We start from the raw sequence: 24,811 nt of genomic DNA, 5'->3' as shown, positions 1-24,811 counted from the left end.
GTATAAAAGCAGGTATCTTGATCGAAATGCTAGGCGTATACTGATGAAGTGTACTGACAATTATATAGGATCAAAAAATGCTGATTAAATTTGCAGTTCGATTCATGGGTGTATTGTTGAGTGTATTGGCGTTGGTGGCCATGGTCATCCATTTCTTCTTTTCAAGTCATTTAATAACCGATTTATGGATCATTATGGTCCCGGTGATCTTGGGCATTCCAATGCTCACTTCGGTCGTGATTGCTAAAGATGAAGAGTTAATCCTGCACTAGTCATACCAATTTAATACTATAAAAGTCCATCAAAAGGTGGGCTTTTACTGTTTTGTATGCGATAACAGGTGTTCCAATAATAAAGGAGTCTAAAGTGGTTATTTCCCAAATCATGACACGTTTAGATCAAGAATATGATTTATTCCTTCAGTCTCAAAGTTATCAGGCGCACAAGAATAGTGAGATAGCGCTTAAAGCCTTGTTCTTTAGCGAAGCGCTAAAAACGCTCAAATATCCACACAGCGATGTGGTTTCTTTAGGCGGCGGGAGCTATAAATTTATTAATTTTAATCATTTTGAGTTGAATGTAAATTTATTCGATACGCCGCAGTTTAAGAATAAAACAGGCTTTATTCACTGGCTTTCAGACATCTTGCACAAAAATATTTATGGGCACTGATTAATTTTTATAGAGTGACCCTGCTTAATATAAAGCGCTCATCTTCATTGCTGATTTTGAGCGTTTTTTTATCAGCATCAATAAAATAATTCCATACAAAAAATGCCCGGACTATTCTTAATTTTTTCCGTAGATATCTATCGCATACTGCGACTGCTTCTTTCGCTGAAAAGTCAGATCGAGAGATCTTTGCTTCATTCGATTACTTAAAAAAACATGGCTTACTTTTTATAACCGAATCCTTATGTTTTGCAGCACTTTATCTGGTTAGCTTATTTACTAAGCATTTTTGATGATTTAGCTAAGGAGAATAAGATGGACTCTATCCAGTTTTCAGATTGCGCCAAAGCTTGCCTGGTTTGTTCATTGGCCTGTACCACTTGTGCGTCCGCCTGTTTACAAGAAGAAAAAGTCGAAATGATGCGGGAGTGCATTACCCGATGTCTGGAATGTTCGGATATCTGTATGTTATGTGCCAAAGCTCATCAACGAGAATCAATCTTTCTGGCGGATATGTGCCAGATCTGTGCAAAAATATGTGACTGGTGCACTGAAGAGTGTATCAAACACGCTTCTGAACATTGTCAACAGTGTGCCGAAACCTGCCATCAATGTGCCATAGAATGTAGACGAATGGCGGCTTAAGCTGTTCACTGTCTAGCTTGAGATAAGCAGCTTATTTGAGCTGCATATAACAATATCGGGCTGCAAGGAAAGGTATCAAAATAAGGCTGTTGTTGGAAAGCTTATCAATAGATAAGCTTTTTTTATGAATTCAAAAATTCAAGTTACATAAACTCCATGTAAGTGCTGGGTTTTTGATCAAAGATTACCGATGCAAACAGCCAAAAATAACAAGATTACTTAACATGAAAACTTAATTATTAAATGAGAGCATTATCAAATGACGAATAACTTTGAAAAAAACTTTAAAAAATCTCCTAGCTTAACTGTTACAACTTCGAGCATTGATCGGTTTAGCCCAAAGTTTTGGCGAGTTGATGGCCCGCAAACCATGTCTTTTGCCATTACCAATTTTGCTAACGGTTTTGAAGCCTTTTTCCGTTCTCGTACCAGCACTGACCTGGTGGGGATTAGCTGGGATTCTTATGATGCAAAAGATCATCAGTTTCTTGCCTATGAGACCAAATATGATTACAGCGGTACAATCTGGGATTTTGATATTGAATTGTCGGCCAGTATGCCAACGTTAAATAACCCCGCTTTAACCCCGACATTGACTGTGCAATATCATGAAAATGGAGTAGATAAGGTCGCTTATATTGTGCTGTTTAATTATGCCGATCAGCCTGCTTCACGATCAGCCCATATTCATATTAATTGGGATACTGTCAAGGCGGGCTTCTCTGCAACAGATCCATTTCCTGTCAGTAACATTCAGCGTATTTCTTTCTCTGGATTTACCCTCAGTTATAACGGGCATTCAACTCTGCCATTAGCACAGGCAGAAGAGGGGTACATTCGGGTAACCAACTCCGTAACTACCGGCCCGAATGCCAAGCTGGCTTTAAATCGGGTCTCAGTACCTGCGCATGAGTATGGTCTATGTACCAGTTATGATGATCATTATGATCTCAACCCTCAGCGACTGGTCGATAATATGGCGGCTTTGGGGTATCACGGTCTGATCAATCACTATTGTGGCATGTCGAAATATCCTGAAATGGCATGGAATGCTGATATCAATAAATGGCAGATTCCTGATCCGTTAGTCAGCAATGCCAATGTCGTTAATCCATGTACCCGAAAATGGCACGAACATTTTGCCCAGGCACTCCATTGTGCCGATATGCAGCCTATCTTTGGGGTGAGCTTTGAAATGTATTCCTTGGGTGCCAATGAATACTGGGCTCAGCGGGATTGGAATAATAATCTGGGTCGAACAGGCTATGAGCCACCAAGTTACTTCTTTAGTCCATGTGATCAAAATGCGCAGGCTTATTTACATAAAGCCTTTATTGAGTTTGCCGATACCCTGGTTGCCGGCGGCTGTGAAGTGAATATGCAGATTGGCGAACCGTGGTGGTGGTATAACCAGGGTACAGATCTGCCATGTGTCTATGATTACCCAACCAAACTGGCTTTTAATGCGGATACTGGTTTATATGCGCCAGATCTGGGCACCATTTATGAAGCGATGAACAAGACCGGAACGCCGTATGATCAGTTTAAAAGCTGGTTAAGAAACAAGTTAGGACAAACCTGTCAGGATATTCGGTCGGTGGTTAAGACCAAATACCCACAGGCAAAAGTATCTCCGCTGATTTTCTTCCCGACCATTCGCACCCCAATCGAAACTCTGGTGACGGATATCAATTATCCACGTGAATATTATGCATATCCGAATTTTGATTATCTGATGACGGAAGCCTATGACTGGATTTTAGAAGCGCGTTTGGGATTGGCACATCAGGCTGTGACTGAGATTCCAACTCAGGATTTGAACTATCCGGAAGATAAGGTCGCGTATTTAGCAGGGTTTGTGCCTGATTCATCTATTGCGCATTTATATGGATTTGATGCGAGTAAACCTTACCAAACACCGATCTGGCAGCGTATCTTTGGTGATATGCAAAATAATCAACCCTTGGGACTGATGAAACAGTTCATCTGGGCCTATCCTCAGGTTATGGCCGATTCAGTCACCATTGATATTGCACAGGCTCCAAACGGTTTCTTTGTAGGGCAGAGCTTATATTCCCCAATTAGTGACGATACGCCGTATCCACCTGAAATTTATTTATAAAATTAATCTTATAACGAAAAAGGCTTTGAGCTGCAAAGCCTTTTTTGAGATAGATGACTGACTAATATAAATAGAATGGAGCCATCAAAAGCCGAAAACTAAACTTTACGAAATAGACAAGAAACTGAAAACGAAATTGTCACTTATTCAAATGAAAACTGATATACACTCACTTGTATTACTTTCCAGAATTTAAAAGATCCTTATGAAAAACAAGATTCTATTCTTTGGTTTGATTGCAATCCTTTTTACAGGTTGTAATAAGCAGCCTGAAGTAAAGAGTGAAAAGGCACAGGAAAGCTTCGAGAGCGTAGACAATAAAATTTCCGAGTATATGGATATTCTGGATAATCCTGACACACCTAAACAACAGCAGACCCAAGTGCTTTGTGAGGACTATCCGAAGTTATATGAATCGAAATATATTCCAGCCTTGTTAAAGGTGGCGCCAAAAGATTACACCAAAGAAAAATTGATGAATGATTTGAAGATTTCGACAGATTACTATGCTGAAAAGCTGGATATCATCTGTAAATAAACAATAACGAACTGCAATAAAAAAGCTCCAATATGGAGCTTTTTCTCTGTATATAATTTGATATATTCATCACATAATGTTAATCATTAGGCCTATTCCGGGGACAATATGAGTGAGACCCAATCCCAACTGAGGGAAAGCACAACCAATACTTTTATTGCTTGGATTGTCATGATATTAGGTTGTATCGCTGGCCTTGCCTTTATTGTACTCTTTGGGCAAATCGAAGTCAGAAATGAGAATCTGGATATTGTTCAAGTCTGGTCTGGAAAAATTATTGCTGTTGGGCTCGGCATTATTATGAATGGATTATTGTTTGGGTATTTGCTGCTTAAGGTGAGTAGTATTTTGCAATATTATGAGCAAAGAAAAATAACAAATCTTGCAGACTAAATGCGATCCGTATACAAACAATAGAAATTTATCATAATTTACACATGCTATATCTACCTCTAAACATTGGGGAGATTTTTATGGGGACAATAATAATTACGCTGGTCATTGGTTTATTGATCATATTATTTGCCAGAAAATTTCAAAATAATGAAAGTTTATCTACCTCTGCTTCAGAAGATGCCTCTTTTGTTGATAATGTCTTATATACGTTCGAGATTGTGAGAGAATCTTCTTATCAGACTAATTTAAAAACAATTGTAGAAAACACAGCTCCTGCATCCAAATTGATCGAAGTCGCGGCGAGAGTGCTGTCTGAATCTTCCAATCCATCTGATCAGCATGCCATAAGGGTGGAAGTTCAAGGTTTAACGGTAGGTTATCTCAATAGTCAGGATGCAAAGCAATTGGCTGGGCATAATATTGATAAAAAAGTGTCAGCAGCAATCACGTCTCGAAAACAAACTAATCCTGATCAAGTAAATTACACGGTAAAACTTGCTTTAAAACAGTTAGATGATTTGCGTTAAGCTGTACTCATCAATCAAGCTGCATACAGAATTTCTTGATATGCGCCAAAATATGTCGTTTAGTTCAATTTTAACACTTGAAAAAGTGGAAATAGAACATATTATATTTTTTTCTTATTCTGATATCACAGGCGGAATACAGTGAACGAAGAAATTTTGTTACCTGCATCACGAGCTACTGCAATTTCAAATGTCAATGTTAAAAAATTAACTGTAGATAAAATTCTCTCCAAGATTTCAAGTACCATTAAATTAAGAGCCAATGACGGCGATCGCGATGCCTTACAACAATTTTCCAAGCATGAAGTCAGTAGTGAGGACGCAGACATTGTGGTCTCTGAGTTAAAAGCCGCAGGTTACCGCGTGTTTTTGAATCCTAATTTTACCAATACCAATATCCAGTTTCAGCTTGAGTGGGACTGAATACAAAGAGCAAAAAAGCCCTAAATTTTTAGGGCTTTTTTTATGTGATTTATAAAATATTGCTGGTTATATAATGTGAGAAAGGAGCCTGATCTCATTAAGAAGATAAGATTCTTTTATCCTAAAATGTTAATAAAATATGATTATAATGTTGAAAAATAGGCCATAGAGCAGAACAATGAGCTTAAAAGGGGTGATGCTTGTAATCTTAGGGATCCTATTATTATGTATGGGCTACCTGTATCTGGACTATAGACAAACAGGAGGCTATCAGCGCAATAGTGATGGTTATTATGGTTATACTTTTCCAGCGGACAATGGCTTAAAGAAGGTGGAAGATTGTAAACTGGCAAATACCGAATACCCCCGTGAAGCACCTGTGTCTAAAGAATGGATGGAAGGGTGTAAGAAGTACTTCGAAATCCATTAAAAAAGCACCCGAAGGTGCTTTTTTAATATTTTATTTAAACTTTGTTTTCATGCTCTGGCGTAAGTAATTGAAAATCATGACCTGATGGTGCTTGATAAATTCTCAGACCAAACTCCGGAATAATCGCAATCAGATGATCGAAAATATCTGACTGGATGGCTTCATAAGCGGCCCAAGCAATGGTATTGGTAAATGCATAGATCTCTAATGGCAGACCTTCGCTCGTTGGCTGCATTTGACGTACCAGAATGGTCTGGTTCTGTGCAATACCTTGATGCTGACGTAAATAAAATTCAACATAAGCACGGAATGTACCAAGGTTGGTTAAACGACGCTGGTTATAACGCGACTGGTTACTTAAGTGATTATTGAACTCTTCAATTTCAGATTTCTTGGCATCCAGATATTGATCCAGTAATAGAAAATCTTTTAGCTTTTGCTGCTCTTCGTCACTCATGAAGTGAACGCTACTTTGATCGAGGAAAAGAGAGCGTTTAATACGACGACAGCCGGACTCACTCATACCACGCCAGTTTCTAAAGGTATCTGTCACCAGTTTGTTGGTGGGGATGGTGGTAAAAGTCTTATCAAAGTTCTGTACGGTCACTGTATGTAATGACATATCAATGACATCGCCATCCGCATTTAAAGATGGCATTTCAATCCAGTCTCCGATACGTACCATGTCATAAGAAGCAATCTGTACGCTGGCAACTAACGAAAGGATGGTGTTCTGGAATACAAGCATCAGCACTGCAGCCATAGCACCAAAACCGGCAAGCAGGGTAAACACATCTTTCTTGAGGAAAGTTCCCAAGATCATTAAGCCACACACCACAAACAGGATCAGCTTAACCAGCTGTAAATAGCCTTTAATGGGCTTGTTTCTTGATTTTGGATTGCGCTGATAAATCAGGTTAAAAATATTTAAAGCTTCACTGACCGTAAGGGCAAGTGTAAGGAAAATGAATGCTTGCGCCCCCATTTGTACCAGACTTACGATTTTTGCAGGCAGATGAGGAATCGTACTGATACCATTCATGATGACGATGGCAGGAACAATATTTGCAAAACGGCGAGTAACACTGTGTTGTGCAAATATAGATTGGTTTGGAGACTTAAATTTTGTAATCAGATGGCGAATGCCACGAACAATAATTCTTTTTGCAATAAAGTTCGCAAGCGCTGCAAATAAAATTAAAACAGCTAAGGACAATATCATCTCAAGCCAGGAATAATGACTTAACTCAACCCGAATATCACGGATAAAACCTAAATAATCCAAACGAATACACCTTACATTTCTTTTAAGACAGAATTGTAAGGTGTATTTGATATTTATAATAATCTGATCACAGTTTATATACGTTCTGTAAGGCGTTTTTACATAACGCCGTGGTCTTTTACCACATCAAGTCATCAGGAATCACATAAGCTGCGTATGGATCTTCCTCATCGGTAGCCTGATCATTGTTTTCGCTATTGTTATTCACCAAGATAAAACCTGACATTTTCTGGTCAATCTTGTCTGCCAATGCTTTAGGCAGATAAGCATAACTGTCCTGATCTTTGGCAATCACCAGTGAGCCTGAAACAAGTGCGTTATAAACCTGTTGTGAAAGATAGACTTTCTTGATTTTGCCTTCATCAATAAAATGATAGGTCACATTACCCTTAATATCCTGTACTTTATGCTGCTTGATCATCTGGATAATCGAAGCTTTTAGGGCTTTCTCTTCCAGGATCTTCTGCTTTTCCAGATTCAGCGCCTGATCTTTGGCTAATTTTTCCTGTTTGGCACGATCAATCTCCGCCTTCAGAGTCGCATCATCATTTTGTCCGGTCCGTTGCCCGTGTTGAGCCTGTTTGGTCAGTTTTTTCGCTTTTTTATTATCCACCAAACCAGCTTTTAATAATTGGGCCTGCAATGCATTTTTAACCATAATTCAATCCAGATGTGAGTTTGATGAAGAACCAAAATAAAAAATCCAGTATGTCATACTCATCCCCAGACTTAAGCCGGCAGGGATGAGAAAACTATTTAATTTTAAATAAGGATAAAGTGCACTCGCAATGAGTCCACCTAATAAAAAACCGATAAAAATAAGCAGATGTAGAAAAATACGGCGTTTTTCTACATGTAAGCCACGGGCTTTGTATCCTAAAGCCAGACCAATATCGGTGAGAACGCCAGAAAGGTGCGTTGTCCGGATAATGGCACCTTTGTAATGACTGACCATGGCATTCTGCACGCCCATGGCTACACACGCCCAGAGCAGGCCATAACGCGGAAAGTAAGGTAGCAACAACCAGGTCAGCAACAGAAAGATAGCCACCAGGCTCAGAGGAAGGCCGTAACGACGACCAAAGGCCAGATTGCCATTCCCCAGAATCAGGCCACTATAGAATGACCCTGTGATAAAGCAGAGAATGACCAGACTGAGATAGATAAAATGTTCAGGCTGCCAGTCCAGCAAACTCATAGCCAGAATGCTGACATTGCCTGTCATGTGTGAAACAGATTGATGCAACACGGTAAATAAGCCTAAAACGTTTACCATTCCGGCATTCAGTGCAAGAAAAAAAGCACCAAGTTGAATCCAGTTGGGTAAACGTTGAAGTGGCATATATACCTATGGGTTTTGACGGTCTCTAAAATCTACAGCAGCGGTAAAGAGGACATCGGTTGATGAGTTTAGCGCTGTTTCTGTTGAATCCTGCAATACACTGATAATCATACCAATCGCAACGATCTGCATTGCAACTTCAGATGATATACCAAACAGGCTACAAGCAACAGGGATCAGGAGCAAAGACCCGCCCGCAACACCTGAGGCACCACAAGCAGAGACTGCTGCCACTACAGATAAAATGATCATGGTGCTTAGGTCAACAGGAATACCCAAAGTATGCACTGCTGCAAGAGTGAGTACCGTAATGGTCACGGCAGCGCCTGCCATGTTAATGGTTGCACCAAGCGGGATAGATACACTTGCTGTTGCTTCGTTTACACCCAAACGTTGTGCCAGATCCAGATTCACCGGAATATTGGCAGCAGAGCTACGGGTAAAGAATGCAGTGATGCCGCTTTCTTTGAGACAGGTAAATACCAGCGGATAGGGATTGGCTTTCATGGTAATCCCAACCAGGATCGGGTTGATCACCAGCGCGACAAACAACATGGTCCCAATTAATACGAACAAGAGATGTGCATAGCTTTGTAATGTCGCCAAGCCTGCATCTGCGAAGGTCACCGCAACCAGACCAAAAATGCCGATTGGGGCAAAGCCAATCACGGTATGAATGATCTTATTCACCGCATCGGCAACATCAGTCAATACCTGTTTGGTGTTATCCGAACTATGACGTAAAGCCAGACCTAGACCAATCGCCCACGCCAGAATACCGATAAAGTTAGCTTCGCTGATAGCTTGAACAGGGTTGGCAATAAAGCTTAAAAGTAAATTTTTTAAAATTTCTGCCAGGCTACCAGGTGCTTGAAGCCCACTTTCAGCAGGTAAGTGTAAAAATAGCTGGCTTGGAAACATCACGCTTGCTGCTACTGCACTAAATGCCGCCAGCAGCATTCCCACAAGATACAACACCAGAACAGGTCTGATATTAGAGTGCTGTCCGATCTGGAAATTTGCAATCGAAGAAAGGACTAAAACAAAAACTAAAATCGGTGCAACAGACTTTAATGCTTTAATGAATAATTCACCCAATAAACTTAAATAGGGTGTAAAGTTAGGAAAGAGCAGAGCTACTCCGATCCCTAGAAAAATAGCGATAATAATTTTGCTAACTAAACTCAAGCGAGACAGTACATTAAACATATAAAGGCCTTATAAACCTATGCACGGTTTAAGGTTAAACAAGCGCGGTATTCTATACCTAAGAACCGTGAATAATAAAATTTTTTTTGCAATTCAATTACTTTAAAAATATTGAAAAAATTAAGACAATGTTTTTAAAAAAAAATTAGGAAAACATGACACATCCTTTTGTATAAAAAATAATCCGGTAAAATTGTTTATTCTACAAGCATATCAGGCGAAAGTGTTTGTATTGCTTGATAATGTGATAGAAAAATCTGGCCTGTGAGTTGCGTGGTCAGTTCAGATTTAACCAGTCGATCCATCACAAAACTTTTCACTTCTGACAAATGCAATTGAATATTTAACTGTGCCAATTCACGGTTAAGATCTTCCAGCATTTCTACAGCACTCAGGTCAATGTTGCTAATACTTGAGCAATTGATTACCACATGTTGTAGCTCTGCATTTTGACTGACTTCTGTAATCACATGACCTTTTAACACATGTGCGTTTAAAAAGGTCAGATTTTCATCTACACGAAAAGCCACCACAGTTGGGGTCGTAATGACATCATAACGTGACACATTTCTGAAATGCTGGGTCCCTTCAATCAGACCAATCACTGCAATATGCGGTCGGCTAATTTTCCACAGCAATAGAACAAAGGTTAAAATAATACCAATAATCAATCCTGTCGAGATATCAATACAGGTGACACCAAAAAATGTTGCCCACATGGCGAGGCCGTCGGCTTTTGAATATTTCCAGGTTTCAATAAATGGGCTCAGGCGAACCAGTTTCCAGATAGAAACAAAAATGGTTGCAGCCAGCACAGCTAAAGGTAAATTCTGGAAAAACCCCGTAAAATATAAGCTCACAGCGATCATGAACAATGAGGAAAGTACACCCGCAATTGGGGTCTTTGCACCTGCATCGGCATTGACCACAGTACGGGATAAGCTACCAGATACCGCAAAACCTGAATTTACCCCAGCAACAATATTTGCCAGACCTAAAGCAATCAGTTCCTGATTACTATTTAAATCATCGCGTTTTTGCAAAGCGGTGGCCTGAGCTATGGCCAGTGATTCAACAAAACTAATCATGGCAATCATAAAAGCGCTGGGTAACAGTTGCTGGACTAAACTGAGGTTCCATGTTGGAAACTGTAAGCCGGGTAAACCTGTTGGAATGATCCCTACGGTTTGAATGCCCAGATTATTTTCACTCCAAAGGCTGAGTAAGACAATGGAGCCGACGACCAGAAGCAGAGGCAGGACTTTGTTGAGGAATTCCGAGCGGATAAATTTGGGAAGCAAAAAAAGTAACAATACCGAGAGCAGGCCAAAGCTCATCCCTGAAACTGTGATCCGGTGAAAATTTTGAGATAAGCTCAGGATAAATTTTGGAATATTTGTGGCTTGTAGCGGAATATCGAGCAGAAACTTGAGCTGTCCCAATGCAATTAACAGAGCCGATGCAATGATAAAACTCTGAATCACCGGATGGCTAATCAACTGGATTAGGAATCCGAAACGTAATAGCCCCAGAATCATCGAAATGATGCCCACCAAAAGCGCCAATAGGCAGGCAGCTTCTATATAAGCGGTAGAGCCCACGGGAAATAGTGGATTTAATGCAGCAAAGACCATCATGGAAATAATGGCAACGGGGCCTATGGACAGCGTTGTACTGGTTCCGGTAAAGGCATAAACAATCATGGGCAATATACTGGCGTATATCCCCATAACCGGTGGCAACCCAGCCAGCATGGCATAGGCCATACCTTGGGGTACCAGCATTGCCAGCACAATCAGCGCGGCAATTAAGTCCGACTTAAAGTATGAAAACTGATATTCACTTAGCCATTTTCGTGCAGGAAAAAGTTTGGAAACATTTTGGTTGAACAATTTCATGCATCATAGTCTAAATCATAAATTCATATATATTATGCAGAAAAAATGCTAAAGAAAGTGATGCTGATTGTAATTTCCTCAAAAATTATGCTTGAGGGCAATAATGTTCATACAAGGTATTTAAAATTGCTTTTAATTTCGGATCGAGAATGGAGTAAAAAATTTGTTTACCATCACGGCGGGTAGACACTGCATTGCTTTTCCGTAGCATCATTAGCTGTTGAGACAGGGTAGGTTGGAAGATTTGCGTAATCTCCTCAATCTGTGAAACATTCAGCTCTTGTTTAGCTAAATGACACAAAATAATTAACCGATCGGTATTGGCGAGAGATTTAAGTACATTGACGATTGTACCTGCTGATTCTCTCATTGCGTCGATTTCAAAATCCTTTTGCATACTTACACTCGTTACGTTACAGCCGTGGCTAGTATAAAGTCAGCATAGGAGAAAATTGTAGTAAAACTGCATAATTGCAATGGTTTTTAATGAAAATACATATAAGTAAAATTGATAAAACAATTCAAAATGTGGTGCTTTTCTTGATTCTTGGAAATAGTGTGCTTAAGTTGTTTTTATGGTGATTAAATGTGTTTTTTGTCGCATTTTGAGAATCGGGCCAGTTTTTTAGGCCAAGCTATTCTTTAGTTAAACTGTAAAATAAAATTAAGTGCTTAATATATTTAACAAATATAAAAATATTGAAAAAAAGATTGTGCTTTAATAGAAAGTATATATAATAGAAAACAAGACAGAACGATCTGTCTGCATAAAAAGGATTGGGAGTGCGAAAGTACAACCGCCAGAGGGTAATAATACTTATTATTCTTTTTACACTCAGACGCAAGCGTGAGCCACAATAATAATTATAAATCACGCTTTATTTTTTTCAATTCTTTATTCAGATTCTGCTTAAATTTAATGAATGATTATCCCCTTATTCATAAAGGGATAACCAGGCTTATGCAAATTCTTTTTCAAAATTGATCAGATGCTCAACACGTTTCCAGTATTCATTCATCTCAACGGAATGTTTGTTGACATGAGCTTGAATCGTCATCCCATCCAAGATGCTGACAATCAGCGTGGCGAGATGAGTCGGATTGTGAATTTCGAGATTGGTCAGCAAGTTTTGCACCAGTGCAGTTAACCAGATCTTGTATTGGGTTGCAGGTTGCAAGGTCGATGGATAGATTTTGATGACTTCTTCTAAAGCTTTCTGGAACATGCATCCATTGAAGTCTTCACTATTAAACCATGCAGCATACCATTGAAAAATCGCCTTAAGCTGGCTTAGGTGATCTGACTGGTCACACTCCGCCAAAGTTGCATTCAAAGAGGCCTGAAGGTTGATATTACGTTGTATCAGACACTCTTCAATCAGCTTTTCCTTTGATGGAAAGTATTTATAAAAAGTCATCTTTGCAACGCCAGATTCACTGATAATACGATCGACGCCAATCGAGTTGTAACTGTGCGAATTAAAAAGTCTTAATGCAGTGTTAATAATATCTTCTTTTTTTGACATATAACGCCTCAAGTTAGCCCATCACCAAGAGCACCAAGTTGCATTTCATCATGCAATTTTCGCTGGGATTCTACATGGTATTTAAAAAATATCATAGGGAAAAATAATATTATTTATTTAATTGATCCTTCAGGCTTTCTTTTTAAGGGCAGTATAAAAATTAAAGATATGAATATTTAAGAAATAATCTGGAATTAGTTTATTTAGACGAAGTTTTAAATAAAATCAGGGAGGGTAATGAATGGGTGATAATTCATCTAATTGTTTTTATAAGATATGTGCTGTGATGCAAATAATCTTTATCGTTTGGAAAATAATGAGAAGAGTTTAATTGTTGTTTGCTATGGCTTATTTAATTCTCACAGAGATCTTTTTGAAAATTGATTCGGAATCCGAATTTTTAATAAAACTGTAATATTTAAAAGTCAGTTATTTTAGTTAAAATAAATAACTGACTTTAATCGTATAATTTTCTTTTTTACGATTTGTTGGCAGGCGCTGGTAGACCAGCGATCAACTTGACAAAATTTTGATAGAGCATTGATGGCTGGTTTGGCGCATAAACTGAACGCTGAATATTTCCTTTGTCGGTTTCGATTGAAAGCTCGACCTGTTGAGCTTTGCTGAGTTCATATAGAAACGAGCTTGGAACAATAAAACTGTTTGAAGAGCGTCTTGGAATCAGGCGATTAATATTTTTCTGCTGGGTTGGGCCAGTCGCCGGATATGAAAATGCTTTGCCATCAAGCAGGAAGGTAATTGCTTTAATATCATAATAGTCATAACTGCTGTTGAGCACCGTTTCAACTCTTAATTGCTGTTTCTGTTGCTGATCCCATTCCACAAAGACATTGGGGCAAAGTTCGTTTGCTTTACAGTTTAAAGAGCCTGCTGTCGCCAAATTACCTGTTGATTGTGTCGCAGAGTCGGGCAAGGTCGAGCATCCGCTCATCACAAGACAAAGACTCAGTAAACTTAAGGTTTTTTCATGTTTTCAACTCTCTAGGGTTCAGTGTTAATGGTGTAGTTGTGGGCCAAGAAATTCAAATGGTTTTGATATTTTAAATTGATTGGTGGCATCACCAGCAAAGGTATTTTGTTGATCTTTTCCAAGATCAAGTTTACGCGTTAAACCATCTTTAAAGTTGATTTTCTTTAAATCTACCCAGAATACATTGGGTGAAACCGCAGATTCAAAGAAGTAAAGTTGCTGTTTATGGTCCGCGACCGTTCTCCAGCGGGTAGAAGAAATATTCGGTTCTTCTGCAGTATTTAATCCATAAGGTACGGAGGCATTACGGATGACACTAAACACTGAGGCAATGGCATCTTTAGGATTGTCATTTTTGGGAATGGCATTGATATAAAAAGAGGCACGGGCAAAACGATCAGCTGCGCGGTTAGTACCCGGTAGCATCACCGTTCCACCAATTTGCTGCCAGTAGCTGTTTAATGCAAGTTGCTGATCAAAGGTGGGTGAATTAGTCATGACCTGATATTTTTTATGATGATGAATCACTTGTTTGCCGCCAATGTACTCAATGATTGCACTGTCTCCGGTCTTATCTGAAATGGATAAATGCAAGGTGGCAAGACGCTGTTCACCCGGCACACTGTCGGTAGTCAGGTCAAAAGGTTGTTTTTCTAAAGCGCTGACAGCCTCGGCGACAGTCGCATAATTGTCCAGCACATATTGCGCCCAGGCAGAAATGCTCAGCTGCGGTTTACTCGAGTGTTTGGTATCGGGATACTGAGATTCAACCAGCCATAAAACATTAGCGACCAATCCGGCTTCATTCATGCCGTCTGTAGTGGAGATATCATAGCCTGTGGCAATCACACTGCCATACTTGGCTTTCCATTTCAGCGATTTAGGGCCGGCATTGCTGTCTCGAACTACGCCACTGGGTAAAATCCACAGGTTGGTACCGACATCCACTTTCCAGTCCATCGATCGGGCAGTAATAATATGATCATTATTTCCGAGATAAACCGCACGGGTACAGGCATGGCTGGTTTGCAAGATCAATGCAGTGGTGAGAAAAGAAAAACCTAATATTTTTTTAAACACAAGTGAAACTCCTTGCAGTTATATAAGCATGATTTCTATTCAATATTTTTTGTAATGAATTAATTTGAGTCTATTTAAAAAACGACTTTATTCAAGCAGTAAAATGTAATCAATATAAAAAGTAGGGATTTATTTTAGGGGCTTTCGTTGGCGTCGCCCGAAAGAGAAAAGGCTTCTCTATCGGGCCAGAATATTTGAGGAGATATGGATTAATTTGGCGGTAATAGCATTACAATGGCATTGTTGAGCAAGAGTGCGATATCTTCCAGAATATCCGCTTCATTAAAACGTTCATCCAGTAATAGGCTTTCACCATCTGCAATTTGTTTTAAATAAGGCATGAACGCTGCCGAGATGCAAACCGTATCACCATTGGCCCAAAACTCGAAAGAATCGTCCTGTTTCCGGTAAAGTAATCTTGAAGCAGGCTCCAAAATGATCTGGTAATCTGCACCAATCACTTCCGCTACATCATTCGCATCTACTTCTTCAGGTTCCGGAATATTGTTTGGATAGCTTGCTTCACTCATGTAGGCCATGATGGCTGCATCAAACTCGGGTGCTTGAGTGAGGTAGTCTAGGAGTTGGGTTTTTAAATAAGCAAATTCAGTGCTATTAATTTCACCTAGATGTGCTGTCTGTTGACGTGCGATATCTGCCAATGGATTCTTGAGCAGGGTGTTTTCTGCAAATTTATCGCTGACCTGATCAATCATTTCAGAAAGATTTGGCATACGGAAACCAAAGGAAAAGGTTAAGCAATCATCTTCAGCAACGCCGTAATGTGATAGACCCGGCGGGACATAGAGTAAGTCGCCTGGCGCAAGTACTTCATCAAAATGCACATCCATGTCAGCCAAAAGCTTTAATGGCTGGTCAGCAATCAACTGGGTAGATTCGTCACACATCTGACCAAGTTGCCAGCGACGGTGACCGTGACCCTGGATCAGAAACACATCATAAAAATCGAAGTGTTTTCCAACAGAACCGCCTTTGGGCGCATAAGACACCATGATGTCATCACGACGCCATTGCGGGATAAACGGAAATTTTTTCCATAACTCTGCGATATCGAAGGAGTAATGGTCAACGGCTTGAACCAGTAAGGTCCATAGATTAGGCAATTTCTGGAAGTCACCTTTGGTGAGTGGTGAAGACTTCACATGCCATTCATTTGGATTCTTGTTTTTTTGACGAATCAGACGGGCCGTGACATGTTCTTCCAGCGCCAGCTCTTGTACGTCCGCTGGTTCTAATAGGCCAATAATTTCAGGCATGGCATTACGAACCAGTAAAGGTTTTTTTTGCCAATATTCATTAAGAAACTGTTCTGCGGTAATGCCGCCGAGTACCGCTAAAGATTGAGACATGGGAAATGAAACCAACAACATTTAAATTGGTGTGTATTGTCCCTTGAGTTGAATGTTGGTGCAAGTCTTGTATGAAAGTGATGAAAACCACAGAAAAGATCAGATAAAGTACTTAATCTTGATCAATTGAACGCGTATTCGTTCACAGTCTTTCAAAAAAACAGTATGCTTAACAGGCGAAAAGGAGCATACATGTATCAAGTACTGGCAAGAAAATACCGTCCACGTAATTTCAATGAGTTAGTGGGGCAAAACCATGTTTCTCGTGCGTTAACCAGCGCATTGGAACGCGGTCGTTTGCATCATGCTTACTTGTTTACAGGAACGCGTGGCGTGGGGAAAACCACGATTGCCCGTATTTTAGCCAAATGCTTAAACTGTGAAACCGGTGTCACCTCGACGCCGTGTGAAGTATGCACCACATGTAAGGCGGTAAATGAAGGCCGCTTTATCGACTTGATCGAAATTGATGCGGCGTCACGCACCAAAGTGGAAGATACCCGTGAGTTACTCGACAATGTTCCTTATGCGCCAACGCAAGGTCGTTTCAAGGTCTACCTGATCGATGAAGTGCACATGCTTTCAACGCATTCATTCAATGCCTTGTTAAAGACCTTGGAAGAACCGCCTGAGCATGTCAAATTCCTGTTTGCAACCACAGATCCACAAAAATTACCGATTACCGTGATTTCGCGTTGTCTGCAATTTACCTTGCGTCCATTAGCCGTCGATGAAATTACCGAGCATTTAACCGCAATTCTGAATAAAGAACAGATAGACGCAGATCAGGATGCGATTTGGCAAATTGCCGAGTCTGCACAAGGTTCTTTACGTGATGCCTTGTCATTAACGGATCAGGCAATTGCCTATGGTCAAGGTGCCGTACATCACCAAGATGTTAAAGACATGTTGGGCCTGATTGACCGAACCATTATTTACGACCTGATTCTGGCGATTCATCAAAATCAGCAAGCGCGTGTGAGTCAGCTACTTCTACAATTTAGACAGCAAGCCCTCGATGTGTCTCTGGTGCTGGATCAACTGGTTTCAACCTTACATGAACTGGCTTTGTTGCAATACTTGCCAGATCTTGCGCTGAAGTATAGTGAAGAAATCAATCAGAAAATTTTACAGCTTTCTAAGACAGTTTCCGCTCAGGACTTACAGCTTTATTATCAGATTGCATGCAAAGGGCGGGCAGAGTTACAGCTGGCAGTGACGCAAGAGCAAGGCTTTGAAATGACAGTGTTACGCTTATTGGCATTTAGACCGATGAGCTTAAATGAAGTCACTGTAAGTGCAACGCCTGTAACCCAGATTGCAGCAGAAGTTCAGCAACCAGTACAACATGTAAATACAGAAAATCAACTTGCGGTTCTGCAACAAGCAGTTAATGCTGAACCTGAACCTGAACCTGAACCTGAACCTGAACCTGAACCTGAACCTGAACCTGAACCTGAACCTGAACCTGAACCTGAACCTGAACCTGAACCTGCTGCGCAAAAACCAGACAATAATCTGATGGTGTTTGATGCAGAAGCGGGCCAGTTGATCGGTCTGGAAACTTCAGCACAGACAGAAATCGTTCAATCGAGTATTACCGATTCGGAAGAAGTTCTGATTTTCCCGGTTGAAGAGAATGTTGAAAATTCTGCTCCCGTAGATGAGCTGCAGCTTGAACCGCAACCTGTAGTGGAAGCAGAGTCTTCAGTTGCTGTTATCAAGCAACAGGTTGTAGACACTGTGGTTGCAACAGCTACAAGCGTAGCTACTGCTCCAGCAATATCAGACGATTTAATGCCACAAGACATTCTCAAGTTGCGTGAGCAGACTTTGGAGGGCGAGTGGAATCTGGAAAAATGGGAATACTGGTTTAGAACCAGCCAGCTTTCACCTGCCGTACAGGAGTTGGCACAGCATGGTGTGATGCAAGGGCAAATTAACGGCACCTGTGTTCTGGTGATTCCTCAGGAGTATGAAGGCATGCTGTCACAGTTACAGCATGGTCTGGAAGATGCCTTAAAAACGCAATGGCCACAAACCCATTTTAATGTGCAATACGGTGCAGTGGACTCAAATACGCCGTTGTTGATGCAGAATCAACGTAAGCAAAAAGCCTTTAATCGTGCTGTCGAGTTGTTACATCAAGAACCCACCATTAAAAGTCTGGTAGAAACTTTTGATGCGGAATTGCACAATATTCAATTGAAGCCTTAAGTCTTAATAAAAAGGCAAAGCTTAATCGCTTTGCCTTTTTTATATTAACTTCATTCACTAGGCAGCAAATATTGCTCGAGAACTTCCCGCATTTTCTCTGGAATGGCAGTACTTTTTCGATTTTCACGATCAACGAAAACATGCACAAAATGCCCTTGTGCAGCCGCTTGCGGCTGACCCTGTTTAAAAATCGCCAATTCATATCTAAGAGATGAATTTCCTATTTTGCCAATCGCCACACCCACTTCAATCATTTCCGGAAATGACAGTTCCTGTAAAAAGCTACAAGCCGAATCGACGACCAGACCAATAATTTCACTGTTGTGAATATCAAATCCGGTTTTTTGAATCAGCAATGAATTGGCAGCGGTATCGAAATAACTATAGTAAGTGACATTATTGACGTGACCATAGATATCGTTGTCAGCCCAACGGGTCTGAATCGGGAAAAAAAATTTAAATTGTTGCCGGGTTTTTAAAACGGGTTTGCTCATGCATAAATCGCCTGATAAATCTGTAAAGCATCTTGTTCGGTCATTTCTCTTGGATTATTTTGCAAGAGGCGGGTTTGTAGCATGGCATCTTTCGCCAATTGGGCCAGTTTGGCCTCTGGAACATCCAGATCTTTTAATTTCAGAGTCAGGCCACTTTGATCCAGATGGTTTTGCATATGATCAATAAACAGGTCACATAAGCCATCGGTACATCCCGTACTTCGTGGATCTAACAGTTGCATGAGCTCGGCATAATGCTGTTTGGCTTTGGGCGCATTGAATTTTAAAACTTCTACCAGAACCAACGCATTGGTATGCCCATGCGAAAGATGAAAATGTCCACCTAATGGATAAGCAAGCGCATGCACTGCGCCAACGGGTGCATTGGCAAAAGCCTGACCAGCCAGCATTGAACCTACCAGCATATTCTGGCGTGCTTCCAGATCGGCACCATTCTTGAGGACTTTTGCCAGATTCTGATTCAGTAATTTGAGTGCATTCTTCGCCAGCATGTCTGCATAAAAGTTTTTCTTAATATTCGAGGTGTACGCTTCAATCGCGTGCACCATGGCATCGATACCTGTTGCCGCCGTGATATGGGCAGGGAGTCCTTGTGTGAAAGTAGCATCTAAAATGGCAACATCAGCATAGAGAATCGGAGAAACCACGCCCATTTTGGTGGTGGCTCCTGTGGTGACAATCGAGATGGGAGTCACTTCTGAACCGGTACCTGCCGTGGTTGGAATCAGGATAAGAGGTAAGCGCGGCGCTTTTGCCTGGTTCACGCCATAGATTTCACTGAGCTGCTGTTGCTGCGCTGGATGTGCAAGCAAAGCGATAATCTTGGCCACATCCATGGAACTACCGCCGCCAAAACCTATGATCACATCGATCTTTTCCTGTTTGGCAAAATCCACGGCTTCCAGAACAATATGTTCAGGTGGATCGGCCTGAATATCTGAATAGATGAGATATGCCAGATCAATTTCTTTTAAAATCTCAAGAACCGGTTGATGCAACTGATGCTGAATCATGCCGGCATCGGTCACGATCAGGGCGTTATGATAGTTGTGTTGGGTTAAAATATTTTTAAGTTCTTGTATCGAACCTAGCCCCGCAATGATGTTGGGAACGGTTTGAAATTGAAACGGGTTCATACATACATCCTTATTTTTTCATCATACATACATCATTTTTATAATGCGACTCTAGGTTATTGCTCCAATAAATTAACATAAGATGCGTTTCAACAGTGTAATTTTAAGCGCTATCTGTCGTCCCGAATAAGGGATGGGTTTTATAGGTTTATGGATTTAAATAATTGAAAAATATTTATTTTTTAAGATTTTTGGTGTTTCTTTGGCTGAAAAACTGACTGGTTCGAATAAAGAGTAGTCTATTCGATAAATGAGAGCGATAAGCGCATCTTGTTCAGGATCTGGCTTGGTCGTGAAATTGAGAGAGGTATCAGCGCCTTTACATCACGATGAGGCATTTTCAAGCTGTAGCAACTTACAACCACAAGAAAGTGAGTCATGAATACGAGCAACCGATCGACCACCAAGCTGAGTTGTGGCGTCACCTGTAATAATGATAGATACACAACTGTGTTTGGGGCAGGTTGCTTCATCGCCAATACAGGCAATCGCATGGCCATTGATTGAAAAGTTAGGATTGCCTGTGATGACTTTACCGCCACCAGTTGTAGGACACCCTACAACGATATATCGTGTTGGCATAATAAACTTTACTCACAGTGGCAATTTTCCACGGCATATTATCAAATAAATATAGACAGTTCTGTCTATTGACCAGCCAGTCTAGAACAGTCTTATTTGAGTAGATTTGAGGTTGATGGACTGTAATCGAGTAAATAGCTGAGATTTAATCATTTAACTTTTTAAAAGAACATAAATTTAAAAAATTAATGTTAAGCAGTGGGCATTTTATGAAAGCAAAATATTTTAGCTTAAATGACTTGTTTCAATATGTGGATATGCGTATATTTATATGAAAGTATGTATTGAGCTTGAAAATGAATCAAACTGATTTTTTTAAATGTCTTTCAGATCAAACCCGCTTGGATATTTTGAGGTTAGTTGTCGCTAAAAACAGTATTTGTGTCTGTGAACTCACAGAACAACTTGAACTGAGTCAACCGAAAATTTCTCGACACTTAGCCCTATTAAGAAACCTTTCCATATTGCTAGACGAAAGAAAAGGGCAGTGGGTGTATTACAGCTTAAATCCGGATCTGCCTGAATGGGCACTTTCTGTTCTAAGCGTTATTGCGAATCAGGATGACGAGAAAATAATAAATGCAAACGTTAATTCGCCTCTTTTAATTCAATGTGAGTAAACATAATGAATTTTTTATTTCTATGTACCGGTAACAGTTGCAGAAGTATCCTTTCAGAAGTTTTATTTAACCAGCGTGCAACTGATGGCTGGAAGGCATTTAGTGCTGGCAGTAAACCATCCGGACAAGTTCATCCTTTAACAATCGAAACGCTTGAGAATATGGGGATTTCCACACAGGGATTGTGGAGTAAAACCATAGATGACTGTGAGCAATATCAAGCTGATGTGGTCATCACAGTTTGCGACGCAGCAGCACAGGAAGCTTGTCCGCTTTATTTGGGTGGGGCAATCAAAGCTCATTGGGGCTTGGCTGATCCTTCACATTTGGATTTACCGAAAGAACAAAAGCTAAAAGCATTCCAAGTGACTGTCGATCATATCAATCGTCGTTTAGATGCTTTATTTAAACTGGATACAGTGAGCATGACACGTCCTGAATTGATTGCTGCATTCAATCGAATTTCTGATATTGAATGAGAATCTCATGGCTCAACCCAGATTATCATTTTTAGATCGTAACCTTACGCTATGGATTTTTATTGCCATGGCAATAGGGATTGCGATAGGTGTGTTGTTCCCACAAGCTTCCGTTACTTTGGATCAAATGAGTGTGGATTCAGTCAATATCCCGATTGCAATAGGGTTAATTCTGATGATGTATCCACCTTTGGCCAAAGTGGACTATGCGGCTCTACCACAGGTCTTTAAAGACAAGAAAACATTGACACTCTCCTTGGTACAAAACTGGGTAATTGCACCAGTCTTAATGTTTTTATTGGCTGTCCTTTTTTTGCATAGTTATCCTGAATATATGACCGGCTTAATTCTTATTGGATTGGCACGCTGTATCGCCATGGTTCTGGTATGGAACGGTTTGGCCTGTGGTGATCATCAATACGTCGCTGCCTTGGTGGCTTTTAATAGTCTTTTCCAGATTTTATTCTTTAGTACATATGCTTGGTTGTTCTTGACGTTGTTACCCCCTTATTTTGGTGTGGCAGGACAAGTGATCAATGTTGATTTCTGGACAGTCACCCATGCGGTATTCGTGTATTTAGGAATTCCATTTTTCCTTGGCTTTATAACACGATTGACTATGGTTCGAGCTAAGGGTTTAGATTGGTACCAAAATGTCTTTTTGCCTAAAATCAGTCCCCTGGGTTTATTGGCTTTATTGTTTACGATTGTGGCGATGTTTAGCTTGAAAGGTGGGGAAGTTGTGAGTCTGCCTTTAGATGTAATTCGTATTGCGATCCCGCTCACAATCTATTTTGTGATGATGTTCTTTATCAGCTTTTTTATGAGCAGATGGATGGGGAATGACTATGCTAAAACCACAGCAATTTCTTTTACAGCTGCAGGTAATAATTTTGAACTGGCGTTGGCTGTTGCAATTGCAACCTTTGGTCTAGCTTCACCTGTGGCATTCACCACGGTGATTGGCCCTCTAGTGGAAGTACCTGTGCTGATTGCTTTAGTCAGTGTGTCTTTGTGGCTTAGAAAAAAGTTTTTTAAAGAAGAGGTTTAATTTTTATGACTCTCCCAAATGTAGATATGAATCTTCTTGATCAACCTACTTTAGAAAATGTACAAGCTAAACAGCTTGATCATCCACCACGTATCTTGTTGTTGTATGGATCTAACCGCGAACGTTCATACAGCCGATTAGCGGTGATGGAAGCAGGACGGATTCTGGAGCAGTTTGGTGCTGAAGTAAAAATCTTTCATCCTAAAGGCTTGCCTTTACCTGAAGATGCGGACACTGAGCATCCAAAGGTTAAAGAGTTACATGAGCTCTTGGCTTGGTCGGAAGGTATGGTGTGGTGTTCACCTGAACGGCATGGTTCTATGAGCTCAATCTTTAAATCACAAATTGACTGGATTCCGCTTGCTGGCGGTGCAATTCGTGCAACTCAAGGCAAAACGTTGGCATTGATGCAAGTCAGTGGAGGGTCTCAGTCGTTTAATAGCGTGAATCAGATGCGTATTTTGGGGCGCTGGATGCGGATGATTACGATTCCAAACCAATCTTCGATTCCTAAAGCATTTTTGGAATTTGAAGAGGATGGACGTATGAAAGCTTCTTCTTACTACGACCGCATTGTGGATGTGATGGAGGAACTCTATAAATTTACGTTACTTACGCGTGGACAAAGTCAGTACCTCACAAATCGTTATTCAGAGAGAAAGGAATCTGCTGAACAGCTTTCACAAAGGGTGAATCAGCGCGCGCTATAAGTTGATAACTTCAAATTAATTATTTAAACGCTCTTTTCAATCTTATAAGAGCGTTTTGATTTTAATTATTGATGTTCAACAATTTATCCCATCTGCATGGATTTTTATTTAATTTATCTGTATGCATACACCACTTCTATTGGCTACGAAGTAGCGGGTCTTTATCTATCTTTAGCCAATCCTTAGGGTAGACGGGATCGTGATTGACATGTGGATAAATTTATAAGCTATTGGTCTTATAAAACGATATGAGGACATCTTTCTTGAGTTTTGGCATTACAAATTCAATTAAAATGCATGTCGAGAGTGAAGTTAAAAGCATCCAAAAAACTTCTAATGAATCAGTAAGTAGGAATAATAGCGAGTAATATGCAAACACACATAATAAACTGATGGCAATATGCTTAAAATACAGAGTAATAAAAACTGAATATAGAACAGATGAAAATAACAGATTGAAGTTTTTATTCATTCCGATTTTATCAAACAAGATGATCAATACAGAAATAACGATTACCGAAACAGCAAAAATAAAAAAATTCTTGATGATATTCATCGTTTTGCCTCTATTGCTGAGCATAAGAAAATCCCTACCTTTAAGGGCCTCATCTCAAAGGTAGGGTGTGGGTCTACACCATTATTTAAAGTAAGCCTTTATATGGGTTTTTATCGTTTAAAATGATCATGGCTATTATTTTAAACTCAATAAAAATAATGGATTATCGAAATGCTGGTGTATGAGAAAATTATAGGGATTGGAAAATGGATCGGTATAAGCTTTGGCGTACATGATTATGAGAAATATCGTACATTTGATTAAAAAATAACCACAATGTTTCAGAAAATATTCATTAATTCATAGTGAAATCAATTTTTTATTTTTAATTGATAAATTTCTAAAAAAAATCGATTAATATTTTTTAACAGAAGGCTGGTATATGACATACAGAAAGCTGGAAAAAATAAAAATAGCATTAAAAAACAAAAGCCTGTATGGTGGTGATTAAGCTTTGTATATGTGGACATTAAACACTATAACTCCCTCAT

General features: G+C 40.0%; 28 protein-coding genes. 14 read left to right on the top strand and 14 right to left on the bottom strand.

The annotated features are described in order from the left end of the window. Positions 1-77 precede the first annotated feature (77 nt). The 9 genes from ACINWC323_RS10075 to ACINWC323_RS0118970 all read left to right on the top strand — a co-directional run bounded on the left by ACINWC323_RS10075 (position 78) and on the right by ACINWC323_RS0118970 (position 5,753). Positions 78-272, top strand: a complete 195-nt coding sequence (locus tag ACINWC323_RS10075; protein ID WP_009511606.1) for a hypothetical protein — start codon at positions 78-80, stop codon at positions 270-272. A 94-nt stretch (positions 273-366) separates the two neighbouring features. Continuing rightward, on the top strand, positions 367-672 hold the full coding sequence (locus ACINWC323_RS10080) for a hypothetical protein (RefSeq protein ID WP_009511679.1): 306 nt from the start codon (positions 367-369) through the stop codon (positions 670-672). 315 nt (positions 673-987) lie between these two features. Then, on the top strand, positions 988-1,317 hold the full coding sequence (locus ACINWC323_RS19730; protein WP_009511711.1) for a four-helix bundle copper-binding protein: 330 nt from the start codon (positions 988-990) through the stop codon (positions 1,315-1,317). A 259-nt stretch (positions 1,318-1,576) separates the two neighbouring features. Continuing rightward, complete coding sequence (locus tag ACINWC323_RS10085) at positions 1,577-3,439, top strand: non-contractile tail sheath protein (RefSeq protein WP_009511684.1); 1,863 nt, start codon at positions 1,577-1,579, stop codon at positions 3,437-3,439. A gap of 205 nt (positions 3,440-3,644) precedes the next feature. Then, positions 3,645-3,977 carry a hypothetical protein gene (locus ACINWC323_RS10090; protein WP_009511753.1) on the top strand — a complete coding sequence of 111 codons (333 nt, stop codon included), beginning with the start codon at positions 3,645-3,647 and terminating at the stop codon, positions 3,975-3,977. Positions 3,978-4,085: 108 nt separating this feature from the next. After that, positions 4,086-4,370, top strand: a complete 285-nt coding sequence (locus ACINWC323_RS0118975) for a hypothetical protein (RefSeq protein WP_032881401.1) — start codon at positions 4,086-4,088, stop codon at positions 4,368-4,370. An 80-nt stretch (positions 4,371-4,450) separates the two neighbouring features. After that, positions 4,451-4,900 (top strand): hypothetical protein, encoded by a 450-nt coding sequence (locus ACINWC323_RS10095; protein WP_009511687.1) that lies wholly within the window; start codon positions 4,451-4,453, stop codon positions 4,898-4,900. A gap of 141 nt (positions 4,901-5,041) precedes the next feature. Next, the gene (locus ACINWC323_RS10100) at positions 5,042-5,323 is read left to right on the top strand and encodes a hypothetical protein (RefSeq protein WP_009511677.1); all 282 of its coding nucleotides are present in this window, start codon (positions 5,042-5,044) and stop codon (positions 5,321-5,323) included. A 178-nt stretch (positions 5,324-5,501) separates the two neighbouring features. Further along, positions 5,502-5,753 (top strand): hypothetical protein, encoded by a 252-nt coding sequence (locus ACINWC323_RS0118970; RefSeq protein WP_005229996.1) that lies wholly within the window; start codon positions 5,502-5,504, stop codon positions 5,751-5,753. Between the two features lie 34 nt (positions 5,754-5,787). Here the strand turns inward: ACINWC323_RS0118970 and ACINWC323_RS10105 are convergent, their stop codons facing one another. The 10 genes from ACINWC323_RS10105 to ACINWC323_RS10150 all read right to left on the bottom strand — a co-directional run bounded on the left by ACINWC323_RS10105 (position 5,788) and on the right by ACINWC323_RS10150 (position 16,454). Continuing rightward, positions 5,788-7,038, bottom strand: coding sequence for a mechanosensitive ion channel family protein (locus tag ACINWC323_RS10105; protein WP_009511736.1), 1,251 nt, complete (start codon positions 7,036-7,038; stop codon positions 5,788-5,790). Between the two features lie 118 nt (positions 7,039-7,156). Then, complete coding sequence (locus ACINWC323_RS10110; protein WP_009511731.1) at positions 7,157-7,696, bottom strand: DUF2058 domain-containing protein; 540 nt, start codon at positions 7,694-7,696, stop codon at positions 7,157-7,159. 3 nt (positions 7,697-7,699) lie between these two features. Further along, positions 7,700-8,380: a YoaK family protein gene (locus ACINWC323_RS10115; RefSeq protein ID WP_009511578.1), complete on the bottom strand. Its 681-nt coding sequence runs from the start codon at positions 8,378-8,380 to the stop codon at positions 7,700-7,702. 6 nt (positions 8,381-8,386) lie between these two features. Then, positions 8,387-9,589: a serine/threonine transporter SstT gene (sstT, locus tag ACINWC323_RS10120; protein WP_009511655.1), complete on the bottom strand. Its 1,203-nt coding sequence runs from the start codon at positions 9,587-9,589 to the stop codon at positions 8,387-8,389. Between the two features lie 197 nt (positions 9,590-9,786). Beyond that, entirely contained in the window at positions 9,787-11,487 is a 1,701-nt protein-coding gene (locus ACINWC323_RS10125; protein WP_009511617.1) for a SulP family inorganic anion transporter, read from the bottom strand. A gap of 85 nt (positions 11,488-11,572) precedes the next feature. Continuing rightward, positions 11,573-11,884, bottom strand: a complete 312-nt coding sequence (locus ACINWC323_RS10130) for an ArsR/SmtB family transcription factor (RefSeq protein ID WP_005285354.1) — start codon at positions 11,882-11,884, stop codon at positions 11,573-11,575. Positions 11,885-12,446: 562 nt separating this feature from the next. Then, on the bottom strand, positions 12,447-13,013 hold the full coding sequence (locus ACINWC323_RS10135; RefSeq protein WP_009511582.1) for a TetR/AcrR family transcriptional regulator: 567 nt from the start codon (positions 13,011-13,013) through the stop codon (positions 12,447-12,449). 478 nt (positions 13,014-13,491) lie between these two features. Beyond that, positions 13,492-13,965: a hypothetical protein gene (locus ACINWC323_RS10140; protein ID WP_009511611.1), complete on the bottom strand. Its 474-nt coding sequence runs from the start codon at positions 13,963-13,965 to the stop codon at positions 13,492-13,494. A gap of 63 nt (positions 13,966-14,028) precedes the next feature. Next, positions 14,029-15,084 carry a linear amide C-N hydrolase gene (locus ACINWC323_RS10145; RefSeq protein ID WP_009511590.1) on the bottom strand — a complete coding sequence of 352 codons (1,056 nt, stop codon included), beginning with the start codon at positions 15,082-15,084 and terminating at the stop codon, positions 14,029-14,031. 209 nt (positions 15,085-15,293) lie between these two features. After that, positions 15,294-16,454 (bottom strand): cupin domain-containing protein, encoded by a 1,161-nt coding sequence (locus tag ACINWC323_RS10150; RefSeq protein ID WP_009511705.1) that lies wholly within the window; start codon positions 16,452-16,454, stop codon positions 15,294-15,296. A gap of 192 nt (positions 16,455-16,646) precedes the next feature. Here ACINWC323_RS10150 and dnaX point away from each other — a divergent pair, with 192 nt between their 5' ends. Further along, the gene (gene dnaX / locus ACINWC323_RS10155) at positions 16,647-18,671 is read left to right on the top strand and encodes a DNA polymerase III subunit gamma/tau (RefSeq protein WP_009511695.1); all 2,025 of its coding nucleotides are present in this window, start codon (positions 16,647-16,649) and stop codon (positions 18,669-18,671) included. Positions 18,672-18,721: 50 nt separating this feature from the next. Here the strand turns inward: dnaX and ACINWC323_RS10160 are convergent, their stop codons facing one another. The 3 genes from ACINWC323_RS10160 to ACINWC323_RS10170 form a co-directional block, all read right to left on the bottom strand. Continuing rightward, positions 18,722-19,165: an acyl-CoA thioesterase gene (locus ACINWC323_RS10160; protein WP_009511723.1), complete on the bottom strand. Its 444-nt coding sequence runs from the start codon at positions 19,163-19,165 to the stop codon at positions 18,722-18,724. After that, a complete protein-coding gene (locus tag ACINWC323_RS10165; RefSeq protein ID WP_009511613.1) occupies positions 19,162-20,322 on the bottom strand; it encodes an iron-containing alcohol dehydrogenase in 1,161 nt (386 codons plus the stop codon). Before ACINWC323_RS10165 ends, ACINWC323_RS10160 begins: the two co-directional genes overlap by 4 nt. A 324-nt stretch (positions 20,323-20,646) precedes the next feature. After that, positions 20,647-20,904, bottom strand: a complete 258-nt coding sequence (locus ACINWC323_RS10170) for a PAAR domain-containing protein (RefSeq protein WP_009511595.1) — start codon at positions 20,902-20,904, stop codon at positions 20,647-20,649. 296 nt (positions 20,905-21,200) lie between these two features. On the opposite strand from ACINWC323_RS10170, the gene ACINWC323_RS0118965 reads away from it, so the two are divergent. Genes ACINWC323_RS0118965 through arsH form a run of 4 tightly spaced genes read left to right on the top strand, consistent with a single transcriptional unit; the run spans position 21,201 to position 23,764 of the window. Then, positions 21,201-21,524 (top strand): ArsR/SmtB family transcription factor, encoded by a 324-nt coding sequence (locus tag ACINWC323_RS0118965; protein ID WP_032881399.1) that lies wholly within the window; start codon positions 21,201-21,203, stop codon positions 21,522-21,524. Positions 21,525-21,529: 5 nt separating this feature from the next. Further along, positions 21,530-22,003 carry an arsenate reductase ArsC gene (locus ACINWC323_RS10175; protein ID WP_009511600.1) on the top strand — a complete coding sequence of 158 codons (474 nt, stop codon included), beginning with the start codon at positions 21,530-21,532 and terminating at the stop codon, positions 22,001-22,003. A 7-nt stretch (positions 22,004-22,010) separates the two neighbouring features. Next, entirely contained in the window at positions 22,011-23,054 is a 1,044-nt protein-coding gene (gene arsB / locus ACINWC323_RS10180; protein ID WP_009511751.1) for an ACR3 family arsenite efflux transporter, read from the top strand. Positions 23,055-23,059: 5 nt separating this feature from the next. Next, positions 23,060-23,764 (top strand): arsenical resistance protein ArsH, encoded by a 705-nt coding sequence (arsH, locus tag ACINWC323_RS10185; protein ID WP_009511640.1) that lies wholly within the window; start codon positions 23,060-23,062, stop codon positions 23,762-23,764. A gap of 220 nt (positions 23,765-23,984) precedes the next feature. On the opposite strand, the gene ACINWC323_RS20380 is transcribed toward arsH, so the two are convergent. Further along, positions 23,985-24,320, bottom strand: coding sequence for a hypothetical protein (locus ACINWC323_RS20380; RefSeq protein ID WP_005285384.1), 336 nt, complete (start codon positions 24,318-24,320; stop codon positions 23,985-23,987). Positions 24,321-24,811: the final 491 nt, after the last annotated feature.

Origin of the sequence: Acinetobacter sp. WC-323 (genome assembly GCF_000314615.1) — a bacterium.
Classification (GTDB): domain Bacteria; phylum Pseudomonadota; class Gammaproteobacteria; order Pseudomonadales; family Moraxellaceae; genus Acinetobacter; species Acinetobacter courvalinii.
The sequence above is the reverse complement of the archived record's forward strand: the minus strand, read 5'-3'. Positions and strand labels throughout refer to the sequence as shown.